This is a genomic window from Antribacter soli (genome assembly GCF_021568775.1).
Taxonomy (GTDB): domain Bacteria; phylum Actinomycetota; class Actinomycetes; order Actinomycetales; family Cellulomonadaceae; genus Antribacter; species Antribacter soli.
In genome coordinates this window covers 1-23,353 of record NZ_JAKGSG010000004.1, presented here as the reverse complement: position 1 = coordinate 23,353, position 23,353 = coordinate 1, and the positions used below count along the sequence as shown (strand labels likewise).

17 protein-coding genes are annotated in these 23,353 nt (G+C 72.7%); 14 read left to right on the top strand and 3 right to left on the bottom strand.

From position 1 onward, the window contains the following. Positions 1-74: 74 nt before the first annotated feature. Together L1785_RS00450 and L1785_RS00445 are read left to right on the top strand one after the other, a co-directional pair. Entirely contained in the window at positions 75-845 is a 771-nt protein-coding gene (locus L1785_RS00450; RefSeq protein ID WP_236087146.1) for a hypothetical protein, read from the top strand. Between the two features lie 47 nt (positions 846-892). Then, entirely contained in the window at positions 893-1,297 is a 405-nt protein-coding gene (locus tag L1785_RS00445; RefSeq protein WP_236087145.1) for a RidA family protein, read from the top strand. A gap of 53 nt (positions 1,298-1,350) precedes the next feature. Here L1785_RS00445 and disA read toward each other — a convergent pair whose 3' ends face one another. Continuing rightward, the gene (disA, locus tag L1785_RS00440) at positions 1,351-2,436 is read right to left on the bottom strand and encodes a DNA integrity scanning diadenylate cyclase DisA (protein ID WP_236087144.1); all 1,086 of its coding nucleotides are present in this window, start codon (positions 2,434-2,436) and stop codon (positions 1,351-1,353) included. A 93-nt stretch (positions 2,437-2,529) separates the two neighbouring features. Beyond that, positions 2,530-3,990 carry a DNA repair protein RadA gene (radA, locus tag L1785_RS00435; RefSeq protein ID WP_236087143.1) on the bottom strand — a complete coding sequence of 487 codons (1,461 nt, stop codon included), beginning with the start codon at positions 3,988-3,990 and terminating at the stop codon, positions 2,530-2,532. A 200-nt stretch (positions 3,991-4,190) separates the two neighbouring features. Here radA and L1785_RS00430 point away from each other — a divergent pair, with 200 nt between their 5' ends. The 4 genes from L1785_RS00430 (at position 4,191) to L1785_RS00415 (ending at position 9,848) form a co-directional block, all read left to right on the top strand. After that, a complete protein-coding gene (locus tag L1785_RS00430) occupies positions 4,191-4,916 on the top strand; it encodes a hypothetical protein (protein WP_236087142.1) in 726 nt (241 codons plus the stop codon). A 17-nt stretch (positions 4,917-4,933) separates the two neighbouring features. Next, positions 4,934-5,746, top strand: a complete 813-nt coding sequence (gene proC / locus L1785_RS00425; RefSeq protein WP_308113214.1) for a pyrroline-5-carboxylate reductase — start codon at positions 4,934-4,936, stop codon at positions 5,744-5,746. Positions 5,747-5,929: 183 nt separating this feature from the next. Beyond that, the gene (locus tag L1785_RS00420; RefSeq protein WP_236087141.1) at positions 5,930-8,641 is read left to right on the top strand and encodes a beta-galactosidase; all 2,712 of its coding nucleotides are present in this window, start codon (positions 5,930-5,932) and stop codon (positions 8,639-8,641) included. Between the two features lie 103 nt (positions 8,642-8,744). Further along, on the top strand, positions 8,745-9,848 hold the full coding sequence (locus tag L1785_RS00415; protein ID WP_308113213.1) for a LacI family DNA-binding transcriptional regulator: 1,104 nt from the start codon (positions 8,745-8,747) through the stop codon (positions 9,846-9,848). Between the two features lie 17 nt (positions 9,849-9,865). Here L1785_RS00415 and L1785_RS00410 read toward each other — a convergent pair whose 3' ends face one another. Continuing rightward, positions 9,866-11,830: a hypothetical protein gene (locus L1785_RS00410; protein WP_236087140.1), complete on the bottom strand. Its 1,965-nt coding sequence runs from the start codon at positions 11,828-11,830 to the stop codon at positions 9,866-9,868. A 181-nt stretch (positions 11,831-12,011) separates the two neighbouring features. Between L1785_RS00410 and L1785_RS00405 the strand changes: the two genes are divergently transcribed. The 8 genes from L1785_RS00405 (at position 12,012) to L1785_RS00370 (ending at position 23,265) form a co-directional block, all read left to right on the top strand. Continuing rightward, positions 12,012-13,625, top strand: a complete 1,614-nt coding sequence (locus L1785_RS00405; protein WP_236087139.1) for a xylulokinase — start codon at positions 12,012-12,014, stop codon at positions 13,623-13,625. A gap of 54 nt (positions 13,626-13,679) precedes the next feature. Continuing rightward, positions 13,680-14,390 (top strand): L-ribulose-5-phosphate 4-epimerase, encoded by a 711-nt coding sequence (locus L1785_RS00400; protein ID WP_236087138.1) that lies wholly within the window; start codon positions 13,680-13,682, stop codon positions 14,388-14,390. A gap of 57 nt (positions 14,391-14,447) precedes the next feature. Then, positions 14,448-15,959: an L-arabinose isomerase gene (gene araA, locus L1785_RS00395; protein ID WP_236087137.1), complete on the top strand. Its 1,512-nt coding sequence runs from the start codon at positions 14,448-14,450 to the stop codon at positions 15,957-15,959. 265 nt (positions 15,960-16,224) lie between these two features. Next, positions 16,225-17,193, top strand: coding sequence for an ABC transporter substrate-binding protein (locus L1785_RS00390; RefSeq protein ID WP_236087136.1), 969 nt, complete (start codon positions 16,225-16,227; stop codon positions 17,191-17,193). 164 nt (positions 17,194-17,357) lie between these two features. Continuing rightward, the gene (locus L1785_RS00385; protein ID WP_236087135.1) at positions 17,358-18,899 is read left to right on the top strand and encodes a sugar ABC transporter ATP-binding protein; all 1,542 of its coding nucleotides are present in this window, start codon (positions 17,358-17,360) and stop codon (positions 18,897-18,899) included. Beyond that, positions 18,896-19,939, top strand: a complete 1,044-nt coding sequence (locus L1785_RS00380) for an ABC transporter permease (protein ID WP_236087134.1) — start codon at positions 18,896-18,898, stop codon at positions 19,937-19,939. The genes L1785_RS00385 and L1785_RS00380 overlap by 4 nt, the downstream gene beginning before the upstream one ends. Next, positions 19,936-21,000, top strand: coding sequence for an ABC transporter permease subunit (locus tag L1785_RS00375; protein ID WP_236087133.1), 1,065 nt, complete (start codon positions 19,936-19,938; stop codon positions 20,998-21,000). Before L1785_RS00380 ends, L1785_RS00375 begins: the two co-directional genes overlap by 4 nt. A gap of 102 nt (positions 21,001-21,102) precedes the next feature. Continuing rightward, positions 21,103-23,265 (top strand): LamG-like jellyroll fold domain-containing protein, encoded by a 2,163-nt coding sequence (locus tag L1785_RS00370; RefSeq protein WP_236087132.1) that lies wholly within the window; start codon positions 21,103-21,105, stop codon positions 23,263-23,265. Positions 23,266-23,353: the final 88 nt, after the last annotated feature.

Genomic DNA, 23,353 nt, shown 5'->3' with positions numbered 1-23,353 from the left:
GGCGCGGCTCCGCGGCCGGGCGTCCCGGCCGTCGTACGGTGGGGCCGGCGTGGCGCGTCGGCGCACGTCACGGCATGAGCACGGCACGACGAAGGGCACAGCAGGTGGTCGGGGGACCGGACCGGAGCAGGGAGCGGACGCCGGTGCAGATGGACCGGATCGGGCCGGGCCGCAGGCGCCGCCGGGTGGCGCGCACCCTGGTGGTGGCCGTCCTCCTGGCGGGCGGCGCGGGCGCGGTATGGCTCTCCTGGCCGGACCCGGAGCAGCCGATCGTGTCGCACAAGGTCCACCCGCCGGAGCCGGTGAGCCTCACGGGACCGGCGGACCGGTGCTCGGCCGACGTGCTCGACGTCGCGTTCCGCACGGACCGCACGTCCTTCGGCCCCGGGCAGCCCGTCACGTTCGACCTCACCGTCACGAACACGGGGCGCGTGCCCTGCCTCGTCGACGGGTCGGACGCGAACTGGACGGTGACGGTCGTGGCCGGTGACGTGGACTCGGTCGACGCCGGCGTAGAGCGCGTGTGGTCCTCTGGAGACTGCTCGAGCGACGAGCGGATGCTCCTGCTCGGGCCCAAGGACGTCTACTCGCGGGAGGTCCGCTGGTCGGACGTGCGGTCCGTGCCCGGGTGCGGGGCCGGCCAGCCGCCGCTCGGGGGCGGGACCTACACGGCGCAGGTCACGCTGGGCGACGTCCCTGCGGCACAGAGCCCGGCCGTGACGATCACGCGGACGGAGCCGTTGCCGGCGCCGTCGCCCACCGACGCACCCTCCGGTAGCCCCGCCCCGACGCCCGCGCCCTCACCCTCGGGTGACCCATCACCATCGGCACAGCCCGGCGCGTAGCACCAGGCGGGCGTGTGACCGTCCTCGTCTGCACCTACCGTGGCGGCATGAACGAGATCGAGCTGCTCCAGCCAGAAGGACTCGTGAAGTCCCCCGCCTTCAGCCACGTCGCCGTCGTCCCGCCGGGGGCGACCACCATCCTCGTCGGCGGCCAGAACGCCGTCGACCGATCGGGAGCGCTGGTCGGCGGGGAGGACGTCGCGGCCCAGACCAGGCAGGTCATGGCGAACCTCGCGACGGCGCTGGCAGCCGCGGGAGCGGGAGTCGAGCACCTGGTGAGCGTGTCGGTCCTGCTGGTGGAGGGCGTCGACGTGAACGCGGCGTACGCGGCTGCGGCGGCCTCGCTCGCGGACGCCCCGAAACCGCCGTTGGTCGTCGCCGCGATCGTGCGCGGCCTCGGGGTCCCGGGGGCCCTGGTGGAGGTGTCCGCGCTCGCGGCGGTCGTCCGATGAGGTAGTCGGCCTGTCGGACGGACCGACTACTTCGGCCGGGCCACCGGACGCTGTCAGACGTAGCGCTCGAGGATGCTCGACTCCGCGAGGCGGGACAGACCCTCGCGGATGGTCCGGGCGCGCTGCTCGCCGACGCCGTCGACCGACATCAGGTCGTCGACGCTCGCCGCGAGCAGCTTCTGCAGCCCGCTGAAGTGCCCGACGAGGCGGTCCACGATCGGGCCCGGCAGGCGCGGGACCTTCGACAGCAGGCGGTAGCCGTGCGGTGCGACGGCGGCGTCGAGGGCGTCCCCGCCACCGGGCAGGTCGAGCACGCGACCGATCTGGCCGAGGTCGAGGAGCTGCTGCGAGGTCAGCTCGGACAGGTCGCGCTGCACGTCGGTGACCGCCCGGTCCTTGCGGCCGAGCTCCACGTAGTCGCGGATCACGAAGTCGCGGTCGGCGACCACGTCGCCGATGAGCTCGTCGAGCTGGAGGGCCAGGAGGCGGCCGTCGACGCCGAGCTCGATGACGTAGCCGGCGATCTCGTCGGAGATGCGGCCCACCATCTCGAGGCGCTGCACGACCGAGCACACGTCGCGCACCGTGACGAGGTCCTCGATCTCCAGGGCGGAGAGCGTCCCGGACACCTCGTCGAGGCGCGCTCGGTACCGCTCGAGCGTGGCGAGGGCCTGGTTCGCGCGGCCGAGGATCGTGTCCGAGTCCTCCAGGACGTACCGCTGGTTGCCGACGTAGAGGGCCACGATCCGCATCGACTGGCTCACGGAGATGACCGGGAACCCGCTCTGCTTCGCGACGCGCTCGGCGGTGCGGTGGCGCGTGCCGGACTCGGTGGTCTCGATCGTCGGGTCGGGCAGGAGCTGCACCGCGGCCCGCAGGATGCGGGTCGCGTCCCGGTCGAGCACCACGGCGCCGTCCATCTTCGACAGCTCACGCAGGCGCGTGGCCGAGAATCCGACGTCCAGGACGAAGCCGCCCGAGCACATCTCCTCGACCGTCTTGTCGAGGCCGAGCACGATCAGGGCGCCCGTGCGGCCGCGCAGGATACGTTCGAGGCCGTCGCGGAGCTGAGTTCCGGGCGCGACTGCGGCCAGTGTCTCCCGGAGCAGCTCGTCAGGATGCGAGGGGGTCGTGGCCACGGAGAAATCCTACGCTGTGCATCTCATCACAAGCAGTTCGTTTCACTCGCTGTTCATCCGAGGGTGCGCCGGGGCAACGTCCGGACCGGGTTCTCATGCGCGTCCGGCCTGGTCACGGCCGTCGCCGTCCGCAGCGGCGCGAGCGAGCTCGATCGCCTCGGCGATGTGCCGGGCCTCGAGCACGAGGAGACCCTCGGGCGGCTTCGCGCCCGACCCGGCCGGCACCACCGCGCGGGTGAAGCCGAGCCGCGCGGCCTCGCTCAGGCGCCGCTCCAGGCCCGTGACGGACCGCAGGTCGCCGGACAGGCCGACCTCCCCGACGGCGAAGGTGCCCCCGGGCAGCGCCGTGCCGGTGCGCCCCGAGACGAGCGCGAGGGCGGTCGCGAGGTCCGCGGCGGGCTCCGTCACCCGGGCGCCGCCGATCGTCGAGACGTACACGTCCTGGTTGCCCGCGTTGAGGCCCGCGTGCCGGTGCAGCACCGCGAGGATCATGGCGAGCCGGCTCGAGTCCACGCCGCTCGTCGCACGGCGCGGGTTCGCCAGCGATGTGGGCGCCACGAGCGACTGGATCTCCAGCGCGAGCGGGCGGCGTCCCTCCAGCGTCACGGTGACGCACGAGCCGGGCACGCCCGCCCCCGCGTGCGAGAGGAACAGCCCGCTCGGGTCCGGCAGGCCGACGATCCCGGCCTCCGACAGGTCGAAGCAGCCCACCTCGTCCGTGGGCCCGTACCGGTTCTTCACGGCCCGGACCATGCGCAGCCGGGAGTGCCGGTCGCCCTCGAACTGGCACACGACGTCGACCAGGTGCTCCAGCGTTCGCGGACCGGCGACGCTGCCGTCCTTCGTCACGTGACCCACGAGGATGACCGGGACCTGGCGTTCCTTCGCGGCGGCTATCAGGGCGGCCGCCACCTCCCGGACCTGGCTCACGCCACCCGGGGCGCCCTCGACCTGCGCGGACGCGATGGTCTGCACCGAGTCGACGATGAGGAGCTCCGGCTGCGTGGCCTCGACGTGGCCCAGCACGGTGGCGAGGTCCGTCTCCGCGGCCAGGAGCAGGCTCGGTGCGAGGGCGCCGATGCGCTCGGCGCGCAGCCGCACCTGCCCGGCGGACTCCTCGCCCGTGACGTACAGGACCGTGCGCGGCGCCTCGGACCCGAGCGCCCCGACGGCGGCGTTGCTCGCGACCGCGAGCAGCAGCGTCGACTTGCCGACGCCGGGCTCCCCGGCGAGGAGAACCACGGCACCCGGCACCAGGCCACCTCCCAGCACCCGGTCGAGCTCGCTCACGCCGGTGGGCGTGGCCCGGGCCGCCTCGACGTCGATCTCGCCGATCGGCAGGGCGGGCGAGCGGGTCGGCGTCACGGCCGTGGTGCGTGGCCCCGCGGACGCCGGACCTTCGTCGGACACCGTGCCCCACGCCTGGCACTCGCCGCAGCGGCCCACCCACTTGGCGGTGCTCCAGCCGCACTCGGAGCACCGATAGGCGGGGCGCGTGCTGCGCCGGGAGGTCGAGGTCGTCACGGCCCTGACGCTACAAGCCGCCACTGACATCGGCGCAGGTGCAGCGCAGGGTGGGGGCCGAGGCACGAGGCACCCGCCCGGAGCGGAACCGTAGGCGAGGTCGGTCGGGGAGCACTGACACGGACCCCGCAGCGGGTGAAAGGGCGCGCCTGCGAGCCGGGCGAGCCGCCCCGGCATAGAGTGCGTGCGACCGCCAGATTCAGTCGGCGGCGGAAGACCAGGAGAGCAAGATGAGCGACCAGCGCGTCAGCCGGCCGCGCCGGCCCGGCGACGAGGCCGGGGACGGGGCGGGGCAGACTCCGCGTAAGCGGCCCCAGTACCTCGAGCCCGACTATCGGTCGCCAGGCGAGCGGATCCACCGGCGGCCCTCCAAGGAGGTCTTCCGGCGCCGTCGCCTCGTCGTGGCCGTGCTCGCCGGGATCCTCGCTCTCGTTCTCGTCCTGCTCCTCGGGTTCGTGTGGCCGGGCTTCTGGCGCTCGGACGAGGAGCCGGAGCCGCTGCCGACGGTGACGGTCACGGCGCCCGCACCGACCCCGACCGTCGACGCGATGGCCCGTGCCCCCGAGGAGACGGCGTTCCAGAAGGCGCTGCCGTCGGCCGTGCTCCAGTTCGCGCTCGTGTCCCAGGCGGAGTCGCCGGCGACGCTCGACGCGGGCGCCGTCGAGGCGTGGACGTTCGAGTACGGCGACGGGTCCCGCACGGTGACCGTCGTGGCGGGGCAGTGGGCCACGCCGGAGGAGGCGACGGCGGCGACTCAGGCGATGATGGCCGCGGCCGGGCAGCCCACGGCGCAGGGCGACGTCCTGGTCGGTGACCAGGTCGTCGGAACCTACGTGATCACGCCCGGCAGCGCGGCGGATCTCGCCGTCGCCACGTGGCACAACGGCACCGCGGTCTTCCAGGCCACGGGACCTCTGGACGTGATCGAGGAGTTCTACGCGGCGTTCCCGCTCTGACGGGGGAGGATGACACCGTGAGCGGACGACTTGCGGTGCTCGGCACCGGGAACATGGGCGAGGCGGTGCTCGCCGGGGCGCTCGCCGCGGGCTGGCCCGCGGATCGGGTGGTGGCGACCACGACGTCGTCGGACCGGGGCCAGGCCCGCGCCGAGGCGCTTCGGGAGCGCTACGAGGTGGAGACCACGAGCGACAACGCCGCGGCCGTCAAGGGCGCGAGCCTGGTCGTGCTCGCGGTGAAGCCGAAGGACATGGCCGGCCTGCTGGAAGCCATCTCGCAGGGGCTGGCCGACGGCGTCGTGGTCGCCAGCATCGCGGCCGGCCTCACCGCGGCCTGGTTCGAGGAGCGGCTGCCCGCCGGGACGCCCGTGGTGCGCGCGATGCCGAACACCCCGGCGCAGATCGGCGCGGGCGTGACCGCGATCGCGCCGGGGGCGCACGCGACCGAGGAGCACCTGGCGCTGGTCGAGAGCGCCCTGTCGGGGGCGGGGACCGTGGTCCGCGTGGCCGAGAAGGACATCGACGCCGTGACCGCGCTGTCCGGCTCCGGGCCGGCGTACGTCTTCTACGTGATCGACGCGCTGACCGAGGCGGGCGTGCTGCTCGGCCTGCGGCGCGACGTCGCGAGCACGCTCGCCACGCAGACCGTGCTCGGGTCGGCGCGCCTGGTCGCGGAGACGGGGGAGCACCCCGTGCTCCTGCGCGAGCGAGTCACGTCCCCGGGCGGTACGACGGCCGCCGGCCTGCGCGCCCTGGACGACCGCGGCGTCCGTGCCGCGTTCCTGGCCGCCGCCCAGGCGGCGTACGACCGGGCTCGCGAGCTGCGCTGACGGCCCGCCGCGCGAGGCAGATGCCCCTCGAGACGGATATGGGGCCCTTGTCACGTCATTAGCCCGAGCCCATACTCCAACGGTCAGAGCAAAGGTGCTCGTGCCGGCCCCCCTGGGCCGGACGACCGCAAGGAGGCGGCAGATGGCAGCACGGTTCACGGTGTCCCGGCGTCCGGGGGTCAAGTGACGGCGGGTACCTCCCGGGTCCTGCCTGGTGCCGAAGGCGTCGTCCTGTGCGCGTCGGTGTTCTCGTTCCGCCTGCCCCGGCAGGAGTGGGCGTGGCGCCTCGCGCAGGTGCGGGACGCGGGCTACACGTGCGTGGGCCTGTACGTCCCGTGGAACACCCACGAGCTCGCGCCCGGGGTGTGGGACTTCACGGGACCTCGCGACGTGGGCGCGTTCCTCGACCTCGCCGCGGACGCCGGGCTGGACGTGCTCGCGCGGCCGGGCCCGTACATCTGCTCGGGGTGGGACGGCGGCGGGCTGCCGGCATGGCTCACCCTCGAGCCGGGCCTCCGGCTGCGGCAGGCCGAGCCGCGCTACCTCGCCCAGGTCGGACGCTGGTTCGAGCGGGTCCTCCCGATCCTCGCCGAGCGGCAGACCGATCGCGGCGGGCCCGTCGTGGCGGTCCAGCTCGAGAACGAGCTCGACCTCTTCGACTGCGACGACCCGGCGGCGTATGTCGGGGCGTTGCGGGACCTCGCCCGGTCTGCGGGCCTCACCGTCCCCCTCGTGGCGTGCGCCGGCCAGGGGGACCTGGAGCGCGCCACGGGCGGGGTGCCGGGCGTGCTCCCCACGGACAACTTCAACCCGTCGGACGCCTCGCCCGACATCGAGGCCGAGGTCGTCGCCTACGCCCGTGACCTGAGGTCCCGCGGGCTCCCGCTCTGGGTCACGGAGACCGGCCGGTCGCACACGACGCTGCGCCGCCTGCTCGCCTCGGGTGTGTCGTTCCTCGGCCCGTACCTGCAGTCCTCCGGCCGGGACCTCGGCTGGACGCCCTCGACCGGCAGCTGGGGCGATCCCGGCGCGTTCATGACGCACTCCTCCGACCTCGGCGGGCTCGTCTCCGCCACCGGGCAGCAGCACGCGGAGCAGCGCGCGGAGGCGCGCCTCCTCGCACGGGTCGTCGATGCCCTGGGACCGGCGCTCGAGGGCGCCCGGCCCGGCCCGGCGGCCACGGTACGGGCCGGATTCCCGACGGCGTCGCACGTCGCCACTCTCGACCTCGCGGGCGGTGGGCGCCTCGTAGGCCTGCCGAACCTCGGCAGCGTCCCGGGCTCGGCCCTGCTCGACGTCGGCGGGCGCGAGGTCCCGGTCGTCGTCCCGGCCGGGGCGTGCCCGCTGCTGCCCGTGGGCCTGCCGCTCGCCGGGTGGGGCGCGCAGGCCACGCTCACTGTCGCCACTGCCGAGGTGGTCGGGCTGGCGGGCCGCGGTCGCCAGGGTGGGCTGGCCAGGCCGCGCGACTCCGGGGCGCACCTCGTGCTCGCGGCCGACGGACCCGCGGTGGCCGTGCTGGACGTGGCCGGCGACGAGATCTGGGTCCCCCTGGCGGCGCCCGGGATGCCGGGGGCCCGGGCCGTGGTCCGCACGCCCGCCGGGTCGCTCGCGATCCAGCTGGTGAGCCGGGCGGTCGCGGGGGCGTCGGCCGGCGGGCCCACGCCGGTGGCGGCGGGGACCGACGCGGCGGCTGCTTCGCCGGAGCCGGTGGCGCTCCGCCGGGCGGTGGTCGGCTCCTCCGACAAGGTCGACCGTCCCAGGCGTCCCGCGTCCCGCACGGTCGATCCCGAGCCGCTCGAGGCCGCCGGTGTCTACCGCGGGTGCGGCACCTACCGCGCCGTGGCCGACCTGTCCGGGGTGGCGGAGCTCCTTGTCGCGGGCGCCGCCGACGTCGTCGAGCTCCGGGTCGGCGAGCGGGTGCTGCCGGCGTTCGCGCGGTCGGGCGCGGCGACGTGGCTCGACGTCCGCACCGACGACGGCTCGTCCGCTCTGCGGGCCGACGTCGAGACCTGGGGCCATGCCGGCTTCGACGACGCGCGGCTGCCCGCGCTGCGGCTCGGCTCCCTGCGCGGCCTGGGGCGCGTGTGGGCGGTGACCGGCCGGGCCGACGTGTCGGCGCTCTGGCGGGTCTCGGGAGCTGGAGCAGGGAGCGCGCCCGCACCGCTGCGCACGCTCGGCGGGTGGAGCAGCACCCGGCTCGGAGACCCGGTGACGTACACGCGCGACCTGCCGCCCGCCCTCGCGGAGCGGGCGCTGCGGCTGTCGGGGCTGACCGGTCCGGTCGCGGTGAGCATCGTGGCCGACGCCGGCCCGGGGCCGGCGTCCGTCGTCGTGCCCGACGATCCCTGGGTGCTGCTGCCCGCCGGGGCCGGGGGCGTGGCGGTGACGCTGCCGCACCACCCGGGTGGGCCGGCCCTCGGCGCCGAGCTGCTGGACCTGCGGCCGGTGACGGGCTGGACGCTCGAGCCCGAACCGGACACCGAGCTGGACCGGCGGGCGGTCGAGGTCGCGGAGGGGCGATCTGTCGCGGAACCGGACGCCGTCGGCCCGGCCGGCGTGTCGCTGGCGGTCGCCGCGGGCGCGGACGTGTGGCTCGTCGCCGACGTGCCGCCGCACGCCGGCGGGTACGAGGTGCGCCCGAGAGGCACGGACGTGCGCGTGCATGTCTGGGTGGTACGTCAGGGTGAGGCGACCCTGACCGGCCGGGCGTGGCTCGGCGCCGGCCGGCCCAGGTTCACGGGTGGCGAGCCGGACGTCGCGTGGGTGCCCGGGGCCCCGGACGGGGCGCGGATCGTGCTCCGGGTGCGGGGACTGGCGGGCGGGGGTGATCCCGTGCTGCACGGCGTCGATGTGCGGCCTCTACCGGTGCGCGCGCCGCTCCGGTCGACGGTATGAGCGGGCCTGGGCGGGCGGTAGGTGCGCCGCTCGCCTGCCGATCTGAGGTGCTCACGGAATGTGAACGCACACAATCGCCTCTGGAGGGGGCAGGATGGGCACCGTGAACGATCCTGTCGCGGCGGAACGACCCGCCGCTCCGGCCGCCGGCTCCCCGGCCGACGCCGCACTTGCTCCGGCCGATGCAGCCCGGCGCCGCCCGCCCGCGATGTCCGACGTCGCGGCGCTGGCGGGCGTGTCGCACCAGACCGTGTCGCGCGTGCTCAACGACCACCCGAACGTCCGCGCGGAGACGCGGCAGCGTGTCCTGGACGCGATCAGGACGCTCGGCTACCGGCCCAACATCGCGGCCCGTGTCCTGGCGACCGCGCGCTCGGCGACGCTGGGCGTGGTGACGACCGGCTCGGCGCTGTACGGCCCGACGAGCACCCTCATCGCCGTCGAGGAGGCCGCGCGCGAGCAGGGCTGGTACGTGTCCGTCGCGACGATCCGGCGCTACGACGCGGAGACGATGCACCAGGTCCTCGACCACTTCATGGACCAGGGCGTCGCGGGGATCGTCGTGATCGCACCCCAGACGGACGTCGCCGAGGCGGTCGACACGTTCCGGGCCCCGGTCCCGGTCGTGATCGTCGCGGCGCGGGACGCGGGCGCCGACGGGTCCAGCCTGTCCGTCGCCGTGGACCAGCAGCGTGGCGCGCGGATCGCGACGGACCACCTGCTCGACCTCGGTCACGAGACCGTGATGCACATCGCCGGCCCGCAGGACTGGTACGACGCTCGGCAGCGCGTCGCGGGGTGGCGGGAGGCGCTGGAGGCGCGTCAGGTCGCCGTGCAGCGGCTGCACGTCGCGACGTGGACCTCGGACGACGGCTTCCGCATCGGCACCAGGCTCGCGGACGAGGTCCGGGCGGGCATGGGTCCCACGGCCGTGTTCACGAGCAACGACCAGCTCGCCCTCGGACTGCTCCACGCGTTCTGGGAGCAGGGGGTGCAGGTGCCGCGCGACGTCTCCGTCGTCGGCTTCGACGACATCGCCGGCGCCTCGCACTTCATCCCCCCGCTGACGACGGTGCGGCAGCCGTTCGCCGAGCTCGGCGCGGCGAGCGTGGGCCTCCTCCTGCGGGCGCTCGACGGCGACGTCGTCCCGGTCGAGCGGATCGCCCCGTGGCTCGTGGTGCGGGAGAGCGCGGCAGAGCCCCGCTGAGCGGCTTCCCCGCAGGTTCAGGGAAGCCGCCAGAGCACGTACGCACCGTCGGCACCGTACGACCGCTCGGTCACCTGGGTCGCGCCTGCAGCGTCCAGGTCCGAGGCCCAGCCGCCCCTTGCGCAGTCGGAGTCGGCCACGACGTAGCCGATCCCGGCCTTGCTCGCCTCGTCGAGGTCGAGCCGATCGTCGAGGCGGGCGTCGAGGACTGCCCGGTAGTGCGCCGGGTTCTCGGGCCAGGCGAGCCCCAGGTTGTAGTACGCCGTCGGGCCGCCCCAGGCGATCTTGAGCACGAACGGGTCGATGCACGGGTCCGGCAGGACGACGCCGCCGTCCGCCTCCGACGCAACCTCCGCGAGGACGGCGGACCGGTCGTCGAAGAACGTGATCGGTTCCTGTCGAGCGATGTCCCGCCGGAAGTCGGCGAAGTCCGCCGTGCTCACGGAGAAGAGCACCACCACGACGGTGAGCGCCCCGACGAGCACCTCCGTCCGAGGGCGCCCGCCCGACTCCAGCCTGAGCTCGCCCTCGGCGCCGGGGACGCGCAGGACGGTGCGGAGGACGACGACGAACGCGTCGACCAGCAGCGGGAGCAGACCCACGGAGATCAGGAGCATCATGTCGAGCCAGAACCGGTAGGGCTCCTGGTTCGCTCCCCACACGTCGTTCGTGGCACCGAGGTACCAGGCCAGCGACGCCCCCAGCGGCGCGCCCGTCGCGAACCAGGACCGGCGGAGCGCGCCGACCAGCACGACGAGGGCCAGCGCGACGACCAGCACGACTGCCGCCCGCGCGCCGTCGCCTGCCGGGACGCCCAGGTTCGCCGACGACACCGCGCGGTACGTGAGGAACTCGTCGCCCGACGCGACGCCGACGACGGTGGCGAGCAGCTGCGGCGCTGCGAAGGCGCCCGCCACGAACACGGCAAGGAGGAAGCCCGGCCAGCCGTGGCGTCCGGCGACGAGCACGATCCCGGGGACCGCGGGCACGAGCCCGAAGGCGAGGGCGGCGAGCGGGCTCACGGACGAGACGGCCGGACCGAGAAGGAAGACCGCCACGACGAGCGCCGCGGTCACCGGAACCCACACCACCCGCCACGGAGAACGGGCCACACCGACGGCGGCGGTCGCACAGGCGATCAGCATGATGGTCGTCAGGAAGGTGTAGGTCTGGATGTCCGCGAGAACGCCCACCGCGGCAGCGGCCGCGATCACCAGCACCCATCGCGTGCGGACGGAGCGCACCGCGCCGCTGGCGACGACGACGAGCGCGAGGATCGCCAGACCGGCCAGGCACAGGGCCGCGGCTTCGCCGTTCGCGGTGAACAGCACCCCGAACGGACCCCAGAGCACCGCGTGCGAGCCGAGCTCGGTCATCCAGGTGCCCTGCGTCGCCACCGCGAGGGTGCCCATCACGAACGGCAGCGGGGCGGCCAGGCCGGCCCACCATCGCCGGGTCACGAGGATCGTCGCCGTGGCCAGGCCGGCGACGAGCATCGCCTGGACCGCCGCGCCCAGCAGGTTCCAGACGACGACGGGGTTGGCGCCGACGAGGTCGGCCAGCCATCCCATGGTGCGGTAGTAGAGGTCGGGGTACGGGCTGGTCCCCGTGCGCGTGAAGGGCTCCGTGTCGGCACGGAAGCCGTGCGCCCAGTTCGTCGCGATCGCGAGGTACGACTTCTGGTCGTCCGGGTAGTAGTCGCGGAACGAGCTCAGCGTCCAGCCGGCTTGCGAGAACAGAGGACCCAGGTGCAGGTACAGGTGAGCGGCGACGGCCACGATCACCGCCCCGGCCGCCCGCAGGCGCGGGACCGGGAGTGCGGGGGCCGGGACGGGCGCAGCCTCGATCGGGGGGCCCGGTGCGTGGTCGAGGTCGTCAGTACCTCCGAAGATCTCGTCCAGCGCCTCGGCCTCGTCGCGCGGACGGTCGAGGAGGCGCTGTGGCGCCTCCTTCCGCTCCAGATCTTCGGGTTCGTTGTCCATGGCCCCCAGCATCACGTGCCGCGTCCCGATTGTCTCGTGAGAACGGCGCCCTGGCAGGAACCGGTCGTCCGACATGCGCTTTCACCGGGTCGGTGGCAGAGGTACGATGTGAGCGCTAACATCAGGACCCGGACAGAACCGGGACGACGCCCGCGACGGAGCGGGCGAGGACGGAGCAGTGATGGTGCAGCAGGACCAGGCGGCCGAGGTTCGGGCGGCGATCGTCGCAGGTCGGGCAGTGCTCGGCATCGAGCTCGGGTCGACCCGGATCAAGGCGAGCCTGATCGGTCCGGACCACGCGCCGATCGCGAGCGGCAGCCACGACTGGGAGAACCAGCTCGTCGACCGGGTGTGGACGTACTCCCTGGACGCCGTCTGGGCCGGTCTGCAGGACTGCTTCGCCCGGCTCGTGGCCGACGTCGAGGTGCAGTACGGGGTCCGCCCGACCACCTTCGCCGGCATCGGCGTGTCGGCCATGATGCACGGCTACCTGGCGTTCGACGCCGACGACCGGCTGCTGGTGCCGTTCCGTACCTGGCGCAACACCAGCACGGGCCCGGCCGCCGCCGAGCTGACCGAGCTGTTCGGCTACAACATCCCGCTGCGCTGGTCCGTCGCCCACCTGTACCAGGCGATCCTCGACGACGAGCCGCACGTGCCGCAGATCGCCCATTTCACCACGCTGGCCGGCTACGTCCACTGGCGCCTGACCGGGCGCAAGGTGCTCGGCGTGGGCGACGCGTCCGGCATGTTCCCCGTCGACCCTGAGACAAGGGGCTACGACCGGAAGATGCTCGACCAGCTCGACGCGCTGGTCGCAGAGCGCCGCCCCGGCCTGGCCGTCGCAGACCTGCTGCCCGAGGTGCTTCCGGCGGGCCAGGAGGCCGGCCGCCTGACCGCCGGGGGTGCCGCACTGCTGGACCCGACCGGCGCGCTCCAGCCGGGCATCCCCCTGTGCCCGCCCGAGGGCGACGCCGGCACCGGCATGGTCGCCACGAACTCCGTGGCGCCGCGCACCGGCAACGTCAGCGCCGGCACGAGCATCTTCGCCATGATCGTGCTCGAGCGGGCCCTGGCGAAGGTGCACCACGAGCTCGACCTGGTCACGACCCCCGCCGGCGACCTGGTGGCGATGGTCCACTGCAACAACGGCGCCAGCGAGCTCGGCGCGTGGGCCGACGTGTTCGGCCAGTTCGCCGCCGCACTGGGTGCCCCGGCCGGGCCGGACGACGTCTTCGCCACCCTGTTCCGGGCGGCGCTGGAGGGCGACGCCGACGGCGGCGGGCTGCTGGCCTACAACTACCTGGCCGGCGAGCCCATCACCGGCCTGGAGGAGGGGCGGCCGCTGTTCGTTCGCACCCCCGACAGCAGCCTGACGCTGGCCAACTTCATGCGCACCCAGGTCTACGGCGCTTTCGGCACGCTCGCGCTGGGCATGCGCGTGCTCGCCGAGGAGGGCGTCGAGGTCGACGCGATGTTCGCCCACGGCGGGCTGTTCCGCACCGAGGGCGTGGCGCAGCGCCTGCTGGCCGCTGCGATCGGCGCGCCGGTCGCCGTCGGCCGGACCGCGAGCGAGGGCGGTGCCTGGGGCATCGCCGTGCTTGCCGCCTACCTGTCGGCCGCGTCCGAGCCGGACGGCCCGGACCTGGGCACCTACCTGAACGACCGCGTGTTCGCCGACGCCGCGCTGGACGTCGCGCAGCCCGACGCCGGCGACGTCGCCGGCTTCGCCACCTACCTGGAGCGGTACAGCGCGGGCCTCGCGGTCGAGCGCGCCGCCACCCTGGCGATCTGACCCGGCCGATCTGAACCGGCCGATCTGACCTGGAACGGAATGGAGATCCGCAGTATGAGCACGCTCACCGAGGTCCCTGCCCACCTACGCGCCGCCGTCGACGACGCCAAGGTGCGCGTGGCGGCCCTGCACGCCGAGCTGCCCCGTTGGGACCTCGTCGTGTGGACCGCGGGCAACGTGTCCGAGCGCGTCCGCGACATCGCCGACGGCGAGGGTGCCAACGACCTCTTCGTCATCAAGCCCTCGGGCGTCTCGTACGACGACCTCACGCCCGAGGCGATCGTCGTGTGCGACCTCGACGGGAACCTCGTCGAGGGCGACCGCTCGCCGTCGAGCGACACGGCCGCGCACGCGTACGTGTACCGGCACCTGGACCACGTCGGCGGCGTCGTGCACACGCACTCCACGTACGCGACGGCCTGGGCCGCGCGCGGCGAGGAGATCCCGTGCGTGCTGACGATGATGGCCGACGAGTTCGGCGGGCCCATCCCCGTGGGGCCGTTCGCGATCATCGGCGACGACTCGATCGGCCGGGGCATCGTCGAGACGCTGCGCGGGTCGCGCAGCCCCGCGGTGCTCATGCGCAACCACGGCCCGTTCACGATCGGCAAGGACGCCAGGTCGGCCGTCAAGGCGGCCGTGCTGTGCGAGGAGGTCGCTCGCGCGGTGCACGTCTCGCGCCAGCTCGGCGAGCCGGTCCCCATCGCCCAGGAGGCGATCGACGCCCTGTACGCCCGCTACCAGAACGTCTACGGCCAGCACTGACGCGGCCTGCGGCCGGGCCGCGGCGGCCCGGCCACCCCAGAACGGAAGGAACCCCCAGTGAGCAAGCCCTATGCAGACCGCGAGGTCTGGTTCTTCACCGGCAGCCAGGACCTGTACGGCGAGGAGACGCTGCGCCAGGTGGCGGAGCAGTCGCAGGAGGTCGCGCGACTGCTCGACCAGTCGGGCGACGTGCCCGCGCGCATCGTCTGGAAGCCGGTCCTCAAGGACTCCGCGTCCATCCGCCGCGCGATGCTCGACGCGACGAGCGACGACAACGTCCTCGGCGTCATCACGTGGATGCACACGTTCAGCCCGGCGAAGATGTGGATCGCGGGCCTCGAGGCCCTCGGCAAGCCGCTGCTTCACCTGCACACGCAGGCGAACGTCGAGCTGCCGTGGGACACCATCGACTTCGACTTCATGAACCTCAACCAGGCCGCGCACGGCGACCGCGAGTACGCCTACCTCGCGACCCGCATCGGCGCGACGCGGACCACGGTGGTCGGTCACGTGTCGAACCCGGCCGTGACGGGGCGCGTGGGCACCTGGGTGCGCGGCGCGGCCGGCTGGGACGCGGTGCGCAACCTGCGCCTGGCCCGCTTCGGCGACAACATGCGCAACGTCGCCGTCACCGAGGGCGACAAGACGGAGGCGGAGATCCGCTTCGGCGTCTCCGTCAACACGTGGGGCGTGAACGACCTGGTCGCGGCGGTCGCCGCCGTGTCCGACGAGGACGTGGACGCCCTCGTCGCCGAGTACGAGGTGCTGTACGACGTCGTCCCCGAGCTCCGCAAGGGTGGCGATCGCCACGAGTCGCTGCGCTACGCGGCGAGCCAGGAGATCGCGCTGCGCTCCTTCCTGGAGGGCGTGGGCGCCAAGGCGTTCACCACCACGTTCGAGGACCTCGGTGACCTGCGTCAGCTGCCAGGCCTCGCCGTCCAGCGCCTCATGGCCGACGGCTACGGCTTCGGCGCCGAGGGCGACTGGAAGACCGCCATCCTCGTGCGCGCGGCCAAGGTGATGGGTGCCGGCCTGCCCGGCGGCGCCTCGCTCATGGAGGACTACACCTACGACCTCACTCCCGGGGCGGAGCTGATCCTCGGCGCGCACATGCTCGAGGTGTGCCCCTCCCTGACGACGTCGAAGCCGCGCGTGGAGATCCACCCGCTCGGCATCGGCGGCAAGGAGGACCCGGTCCGCATGGTGTTCAACGCGGACGAGACGGAGGGCGCCGTCGTGGTGTCCCTCGCGGACATGCGGGACCGGTTCCGGCTCACGGCCAACGTGGTCGACGTCGTCCCGCCGCCGGCCGACCTGCCGCACCTGCCCGTGGCGCGCGCCGTCTGGAAGCCGCGGCCGTCGTTCGCGGTGTCCGCGGAGTCGTGGCTGACCGCCGGTGGCGCGCACCACACGGTCATGTCGACCGCGGCCGGGATCGAGGCGTTCGAGGTGTTCGCCCAGATCGCGGGGGCCGAGCTGCTCGTGATCGACGAGGGCACGACCCGCCGCGGGTTCGCCGACCAGGTGCGCTGGAACCAGGTGTACTACCGCCTCGCGCAGGGGTTCTGAGCACCAGGGTTCTGACAGTCGGAGCGGGCCGTGTGAGCGTTCACACGGCCCGCTTGGCGTCTCGCTGGCTCGTCCGTGCGAACCGAATACGTTTTCGGGGCGAATCTCCCCGGGTGAACCCCTCGGGGGTTGGGATTGTTACCGAAATTTGACCCGTGAACGATTGATCGGCGTCTTGTGAGCGCTAACATCTGTGTGCGGGGCAGAGCATCCCCGGGCTTGAAGGCCAAGGCGGGCCGACAAGGATCTCAAGGAGGAGAACACCATGGCAGGACGCAACGTCCGTCGTGCGGGGGCCGCGGCGCTTGCCGCTCTCTCGCTCGCAGCTCTCTCGGCGTGCAGCAGCGGCAGTGGCAGCGACGAGGGGTCCGGCGACGAACTCATCAGCGTCGGCTTCTCGCAGCTCGGCGCCGAGTCCGGCTGGCGCACCGCGAACACGGAGTCCGTGCAGGCGAGCCTCACGGAGGAGGCCGGGTTCGACCTGACCTTCGTCGACGCTCAGCAGAAGCAGGAGAACCAGATCAAGGCGCTGCGCGACTTCATCGCGCAGGACGTCGACGTGATCGCCTTCTCCCCGGTCATCGAGACCGGCTGGGACGAGGTCATCGAGGAGATCAAGGACGCCGAGATCCCGCTGGTCCTGGTGGACCGCACGGTCGACACGACCGTCGAGGACCCGTACGTCACGTGGATCGGTGCCGACTTCAAGCAGGAGGGCATCACCGCCGGCGAGTGGGTCAAGGAGAACGCCCCCGACGCCAAGATCTTCGAGCTCCAGGGCACCATGGGCTCCGGTGCCCAGGTGGACCGCGAGGAGGGCTTCGACAGCGTCGTCGGCGAGGAGAACATCGTCGGCAAGGCGAGCGGCAACTTCACGCGTGCCGAGGGCAAGGCGGCCGTCGAGGCGGCGCTCCAGGCCTACCCGGAGACGAACCTCATCTTCGCCCACAACGACGACATGGGCCTCGGCGCCATCGAGGCCATCGAGGCCGCGGGCAAGGTCCCGGGCGTCGACATCAAGATCGTCACCATCGACGGCGTCCACGACGGTCTCCAGGCGCTGCTGGACGGCAAGTTCAACTACGTCGTCGAGTGCAACCCGGTGTTCGGCGACCAGATCGCCGACGCGATCAAGAAGGTCTACGCCGGCGAGGAGCTGCCCAAGGAGACCATCGTCGTCGACCAGGCGTTCGAGTCCATCACGCAGGAGGAGCTCGACGCCCGTCTGTACTGACGGCTCCCCTGACCGCGAGGTAGGGCCACCGTTCGCACGGTAGGCAAGCGTTCGCGAGGCAGGGCCCCCCGGCCCTGCCTCGCGGACCGCGAACCCACCGCGGACGCGGGCACTACCGGACGCGAGCCGGGCACTCACGCCCGGCCGCCGATGGAAGGCTCAGCATGACCGACCAGAAGGACCCCGGGCAGGCTCCTGTCGTGGAGATGCGCGGGATCACGATCGAGTTTCCGGGCGTCAAGGCGCTCGACGGCGTCGACCTCACGATCCGCCCTGGCGAGGTGCACGCCCTGATGGGCGAGAACGGCGCGGGCAAGTCCACCCTCATCAAGATCCTCACGGGCGTGTACCAGCCCGGCGCCGGAGCCATCCGCGTGGCCGGCGAGGACGTCCGTTTCGGCAGCACCGCCGACTCGCAGGCCGCCGGCATCAGCACCGTGTACCAGGAGGTGAACCTCTGCCCCAACCTGTCGGTGGCGGAGAACATCATGCTGGGGCACGAGGTGCGCCGCGGCCCGTTCGTCGACTGGTCCGCCACCCGCCGCGCGGCGACGAAGCATCTCGCGCGGCTCGGCCTGGACCTGGACCCGGCGTCGATCCTCGACTCTCACTCCCTCGCGGTGCAGCAGCTCTGCGCGATCGCCCGCGCGATGGTGGTGCGCCCGCGCGTCCTCATCCTCGACGAGCCCACCTCGAGCCTGGACAAGGCCGAGGTCGCCGAGCTCTTCCGCGTCGTGCGCGGCCTGCGGGACGAGGGCGTCGCGATTCTCTTCGTGTCGCACTTCCTCGACCAGGTGTATGAGATCAGCGACCGCATGACGATCCTGCGCAACGGCAGGCTCGTGGGCGAGCACCGCACCGCCGAGCTGTCTCGCATGGACCTCGTCTCGGCGATGGTCGGCCGCTCGGGCGAGATCCTGGCCGACGTCGGCGAGCGGGCAGCGCGCGTCGCCGCCGCGGAGCACGACCGCGCCGAGCCGGTGCTGAGCGCCCAGGGCCTCGGCCGGCCGGGATCGGCCGCCCCCTTCGACCTCGACCTGTTCGAGGGCGAGATCGTGGGCATGGCCGGCCTGCTCGGCTCGGGCCGCACGGAGCTGGCCCGCCTGCTGTTCGGCGCGGACAAGCCTTCCGAGGGCGCGCTCGCCGTACGGGGCGACACCCGCGCGCCCTCGCCGCTCGTCTCCCTGCGCCGGGGCGTCGTGTACTCCTCGGAGGATCGCAAGAAGGAGGGCATCATCGGGGACCTCACGGTCCGCGAGAACATCGCCCTCGCCATCCAGGCCGGCCGCGGGGCGCTGCGGAAGGTGCCGGCCAAGGAGCTCGACGCCGTCGTCGCCAAGTACATCGAGGCGCTGCAGATCCACCCCGCCAACCCGGACGCCCTCGTGCGCAACCTCTCGGGCGGCAACCAGCAGAAGGTCCTCCTGGCACGCTGGCTCGCCACGGGGCCGAAGGTGCTGATCCTGGACGAGCCGACCCGCGGCATCGACGTGGGTGCCAAGGCCGAGATCCAGCGTCTCGTCACCGAGCTCGCCGACCAGGGCCTGAGCGTCCTGTTCATCTCCTCCGAGCTCGAAGAGGTGCTCCGGCTCAGCGAGCGCGTCGTCGTGCTCCGCGACCGCCACGTGGCGGGCGTGATCCACAACGGACCGGACGTGACCGTGGAGACCGTCCTCGAGACCATCGCCGAGAGGGCCGCGTCGTGAACGCACCGAACAACGTCGTCGCCAACCTGAGGCGGCTGACCCGTCACCACCTGTTCTGGCCCGTCGCGGCGCTGGTCGCGCTCGTGCTCGCCTGTGGCGCGTACAGCCCGGGCTTCCTGGACGTGACCGTCGCGGACAGCCACCTGTTCGGCCAGCCGGTCGACATCCTGCGCCAGAGCGTGACGCCCCTCCTGCTGGGCCTCGGCATGTGCCTGGTCATCGCGACCGGCGGTATCGACCTGTCGGTCGGCGCGGTCATGGCGATCTCGCTGGCCGTGTCGCTGACGTTCATCGACGCCAACGGCCCGGGCACGGCCACCGCGCTGACGGCCCTCGTGATCGGACTGATCACCGCCCTGGTGATCGGCACCTTCAACGGCTTCCTCGTGACGGTGCTCGGGATCCAGCCGTTCATCGCGACGATGATCCTCATGGTCGCGGGCCGCGGTGTCGCGATGCTCGTGACGAAGGGCCAGATCACCACCACGGCCAGCCCTGCCTTCAAGTCGATCGGCTCCGGCTTCGTGCTGGGCGTCCCCACGCCCGTCGTGATCGGCGCGGTCGTCCTCGCGATCGTCGCGGTGCTGGTGCGCCGCACCGCCCTCGGCATGCTCGTCGAGTCGATCGGCATCAACCGCGAGGCAAGCCGGCTCGCCGGCGTCCGCGCCACCGGGCTCATCTGGACCGTGTACGCGATCTGCGGCCTGCTCGCGGGTCTCGCCGGCATCGTCTACGGCGCCCCCACGATGGCGGCCGACGCGAACAACATCGGCCTCATGAAGGAGCTGGACGCGATCATGGTCGTCGTCCTGGGCGGGACGAAGCTCGACGGCGGCAAGTTCTCGCTCGCCGGCGTCGTCGTCGGCTCGCTGCTCCTGACCACGATCGAGCGCGCAGTGATCATCTTCCACATCCCCTCGCAGGTGACGCCGCTGTTCAAGGCGCTCGTCCTCATCGTCGTGTGCCTCGCCGCCTCGGAGCGCCTGCGCCGTGCCGTCACGGGCCTGCTCCCCGTCCGCCGCCTTCAGGAGGCGTCATGAATGCCCTGCTGACCGCGGTGCCCCAGTGGGGTGCCCGCCTGCGCGACCCGCGCTACCTGCCTGTCACCGGCACGCTCGTCGCGCTCCTGCTGATCCTCGTCGTGGGCCAGCTCCGGTACACGGAGAAGCGCAGCTTCCTCAGCATGAAGCTGTTCTCGAACCTGCTCGTCGACAACTCGTACCTGCTGGTCCTGGCCGTTGGCATGACCTTCGTGATCATCACCGGCGGTATCGACCTGTCTGTCGGCGCCGTGGTGGCCCTCGTGGGCCTCACGACGGCGAAGCTCCTGATCGCCGGCGTCCCGCTGTGGGCGGTGCTCGCGATCGGGGTGCTCGTCGGCTCGGCGTTCGGCACGCTGATCGGCGTCATGGTGCAGTACTTCGACGTCCAGCCGTTCATCGCGTCGCTGGCTGCCATGTTCCTCGCGCGAGGACTGTGCAACGTGGTGAGCGTGGAGTCCCTCGGTATCAAGCACGAGGGCTTCGCGGAGCTCGCTTCGTGGAAGCTGAAGTTCGGCGAGGGCCGGGAGTCGTGGAGCATCAACCTGTCGATGCTCGTGGCGTTCGCGGTGCTGGCCGTCGCGTTCGTGATCCTGCACCACACCCGGTTCGGGCGCACGGTGTACGGCCTGGGCGCAGGTGACGGCGGCACCGCCGTCGCGCTCATGGGCCTGCGGGCGAAGTCGACGCGCGTGTGGGTGTACGTCATCAGCGGCACCTGCGCGGGCATCGCGGGCATCCTGTTCACGCTCTACACGAAGTCGGGCTTCAACCTCACCGGCATCGGCATGGAGCTCGACGCGATCGCCGCCGTGGTGATCGGCGGTGCCCTCCTGACGGGTGGCGGCGGCTTCGTCCTCGGCTCGGCTGCCGGCGTGCTGGTGTACGGCCTCCTCCAGGTGGTCATCGCCCGGGAGGGCCTGCAGTCGTGGTGGACCAAGGTGCTCATCGGCGTCGTGCTGCTGGCGTTCGTGCTGCTGCAGCGCGCGCTCGGCACGCGGCGGGCCCGGCGCCGGCCCGTGCCGGTCACGCCGACCCCGCAGGTGGCAGCGCCCGCCTGATGTGTCCGACGCCGGGTGGGTCGCCTCTGGAGGCGACCCACCCGGCGTCGGGCCGCGTCGCGCAGCACGAAGACAACCGAAGACAGAACGGGTGGAGCAACGATGCACATCTCACGTCAGTCCCGGGCAGTGGCCGCCCTCGTGGCCGCGACCCTGACGGCCGCGCTGGGCGTGGCCGTCGCCGTACCCGCGGCGCAGGCCGCGGCCCCCACCAACGGCCTGCGGGTCTACCTCCCCCTGGACGAGTCGAGCGGCACGGTCGCCGGCGACGACTCCGGCAACGGGCGCAACGCGACCCTCGTGAACGGGGCGGCGTTCTCCGGCGGGTACGTGACCCTCGACGGGACCAACGACTACGTCGACCTGCCGGACAACCTGCTGACCGGGCTCACGGACGTCACGGTGAGCGTCGACGTGTGGATCGACTCCACGCAGGCCGGCCAGTACTTCGTCTACGGGCTCGGCAACTCGAGCGGCACCGCCGGCAACGGGTACCTGTTCACCACCGGCAACGCGTACCGCAGCTCGATCGCGACCGGGAACTGGTCGACCGAGCAGACGGTGACGAAGGAGTCGAACCTGGCCCGCGGGGCCTGGAAGACCCTCACCTACACGCTGACCGGCACCACGGCCACACTCTACGAGGACGGGCTGCAGGTCGGCCGGGTCCAGGGCGTGACGACCGACCCGAGCGCGATCGGTGGCGGCACCACCACGGCGAACTACCTCGGCCGGTCCCTCTACTCCGGGGACGCCTACCTCAAGGGTCGCGTCCGCAACTTCCGCCTCTACGACCGCGCGCTGAGCACGTCGGAGGTGGGCGACCTCGCCGAGGTCTCGACCACGGCGAACGTGGGCTACCTCTTCTCGTACTTCGCGGGCGAGGCGACGTCCGACGGCGAGCAGATCTACTTCGGCCTGAGCCGCGGCAACGACCCGCTGCACTACCAGGACCTCAACGCCAACCAGCCGGTCCTCACGTCGAACGTGGGCACGGGCGGCGTGCGCGACCCGTTCATCGTCAAGCACCCCACGAACGGGAAGTACTACCAGATCGCGACCGACCTGAAGATCTACGGCAACGGGAACTGGGACGCGTCGCAGCGCACCGGCTCGCGGAACATCGTGGTGTGGGAGTCGACGGACCTGGTGAACTGGTCGGCGCCGCGGCTCGAGCTGGTCTCGCCCGCGACCGCGGGCAACACGTGGGCGCCCGAGGCGTACTGGGACTCGTCGCTGAACGCGTTCGTCGTGTTCTGGGCGTCGAAGATCTACGCGGAGTCGGACCCGAACCACACCGGGTCGACGCACAACCGGATGATGTACGCGACCACCACGGACTTCAACACGTTCACGCCCGCGCAGGTGTGGCTGGACCGCGGCTACTCCGTGATCGACTCGACGGTTGCCAAGGACGGGTCGACGTACTACCGGTTCACCAAGGACGAGCGGTCGAACACGACGTCGACGCCGTGCGGCAAGTTCGTGTTCTCGGAGCGGTCCACCTCGCTCACCGCTACCTCGTGGACGGGCATCACCGACTGCATCGGCAAGACCACGGCGACCAACCCCGGCCTGAGCGCCGGCGAGGGGCCGACGATCTTCCGGTCGAACTCGGGTGACAAGTGGTACCTGTTCATCGACGAGTTCGGCGGGCAGGGCTACGTCCCGTTCGAGGCCACGTCGCTGTCGGCGACCACCTGGGTCAAGTCCACGGACTTCGACATGCCGACCCGGCCGCGGCACGGCACCGTCCTGCCGATCACGTACGCGGCCTACACCGCGCTCCTCGCGGCGTACGGCACACCGTCCGACGGCGCCCAGGGCGTCACGAACGTCGCGACGGCGTCCGGTGCCACGGTGTCCGCCACGTACACCGAGCCCGGCTACTCGGCGGCGGCGCTGCGCAACGGGGTCACGGCCGAGAAGGCGTGGTCGAACTGGCGGTCCGGGACGAAGAACACGAGCGACACCATCACGGTCGAGCTCGGGACCTCCCGGGACGTCCGCTCCGTGCGCGTGTACTCGTGGCGCGACGGGTCGAACCAGTCGTGGCCGCAGACCGTGAAGGTCCAGGCCAGGAACGCCGCCGGCACCTGGGTGGACGTGAGCTCGGCCGTCACGGTGGACGGGTCCGGGTCGGCGCAACCGGTGACGGACGTGGCGATCACTGCCACCACCACGACCGCGGTCCGGGTCGTCCTGACGCCGTTCGCGAACTCGTACGTCACGCTCGGCGAGATCCAGGTCTACGCCGCCCCCTGACCCCCCACGACCCTTCGGTGGTGGGGGGGGGGGGGGGGCCGGGGGGGGGGGGGGGGGGGGGGGGGGCCCCGGGGGGGGGGGGCGCGGG

Excerpts from the sequence above, each read along its gene's own strand:
- L1785_RS00450 (WP_236087146.1), top strand. The coding sequence starts at position 75 with ATGAGCACGGCACGACGAAGGGCACAGCAGGTGGTCGGGGGACCGGAC.
- L1785_RS00445 (WP_236087145.1), top strand. The coding sequence starts at position 893 with ATGAACGAGATCGAGCTGCTCCAGCCAGAAGGACTCGTGAAGTCCCCC.
- radA (WP_236087143.1), bottom strand. The coding sequence starts at position 3,990 with ATGTCAGTGGCGGCTTGTAGCGTCAGGGCCGTGACGACCTCGACCTCC.
- L1785_RS00430 (WP_236087142.1), top strand. The coding sequence starts at position 4,191 with ATGAGCGACCAGCGCGTCAGCCGGCCGCGCCGGCCCGGCGACGAGGCC.
- L1785_RS00410 (WP_236087140.1), bottom strand. The coding sequence starts at position 11,830 with ATGGACAACGAACCCGAAGATCTGGAGCGGAAGGAGGCGCCACAGCGC.
- L1785_RS00405 (WP_236087139.1), top strand. The coding sequence starts at position 12,012 with ATGGTGCAGCAGGACCAGGCGGCCGAGGTTCGGGCGGCGATCGTCGCA.
- L1785_RS00400 (WP_236087138.1), top strand. The coding sequence starts at position 13,680 with ATGAGCACGCTCACCGAGGTCCCTGCCCACCTACGCGCCGCCGTCGAC.
- L1785_RS00390 (WP_236087136.1), top strand. The coding sequence starts at position 16,225 with ATGGCAGGACGCAACGTCCGTCGTGCGGGGGCCGCGGCGCTTGCCGCT.
- L1785_RS00385 (WP_236087135.1), top strand. The coding sequence starts at position 17,358 with ATGACCGACCAGAAGGACCCCGGGCAGGCTCCTGTCGTGGAGATGCGC.
- L1785_RS00375 (WP_236087133.1), top strand. The coding sequence starts at position 19,936 with ATGAATGCCCTGCTGACCGCGGTGCCCCAGTGGGGTGCCCGCCTGCGC.
- L1785_RS00370 (WP_236087132.1), top strand. The coding sequence starts at position 21,103 with ATGCACATCTCACGTCAGTCCCGGGCAGTGGCCGCCCTCGTGGCCGCG.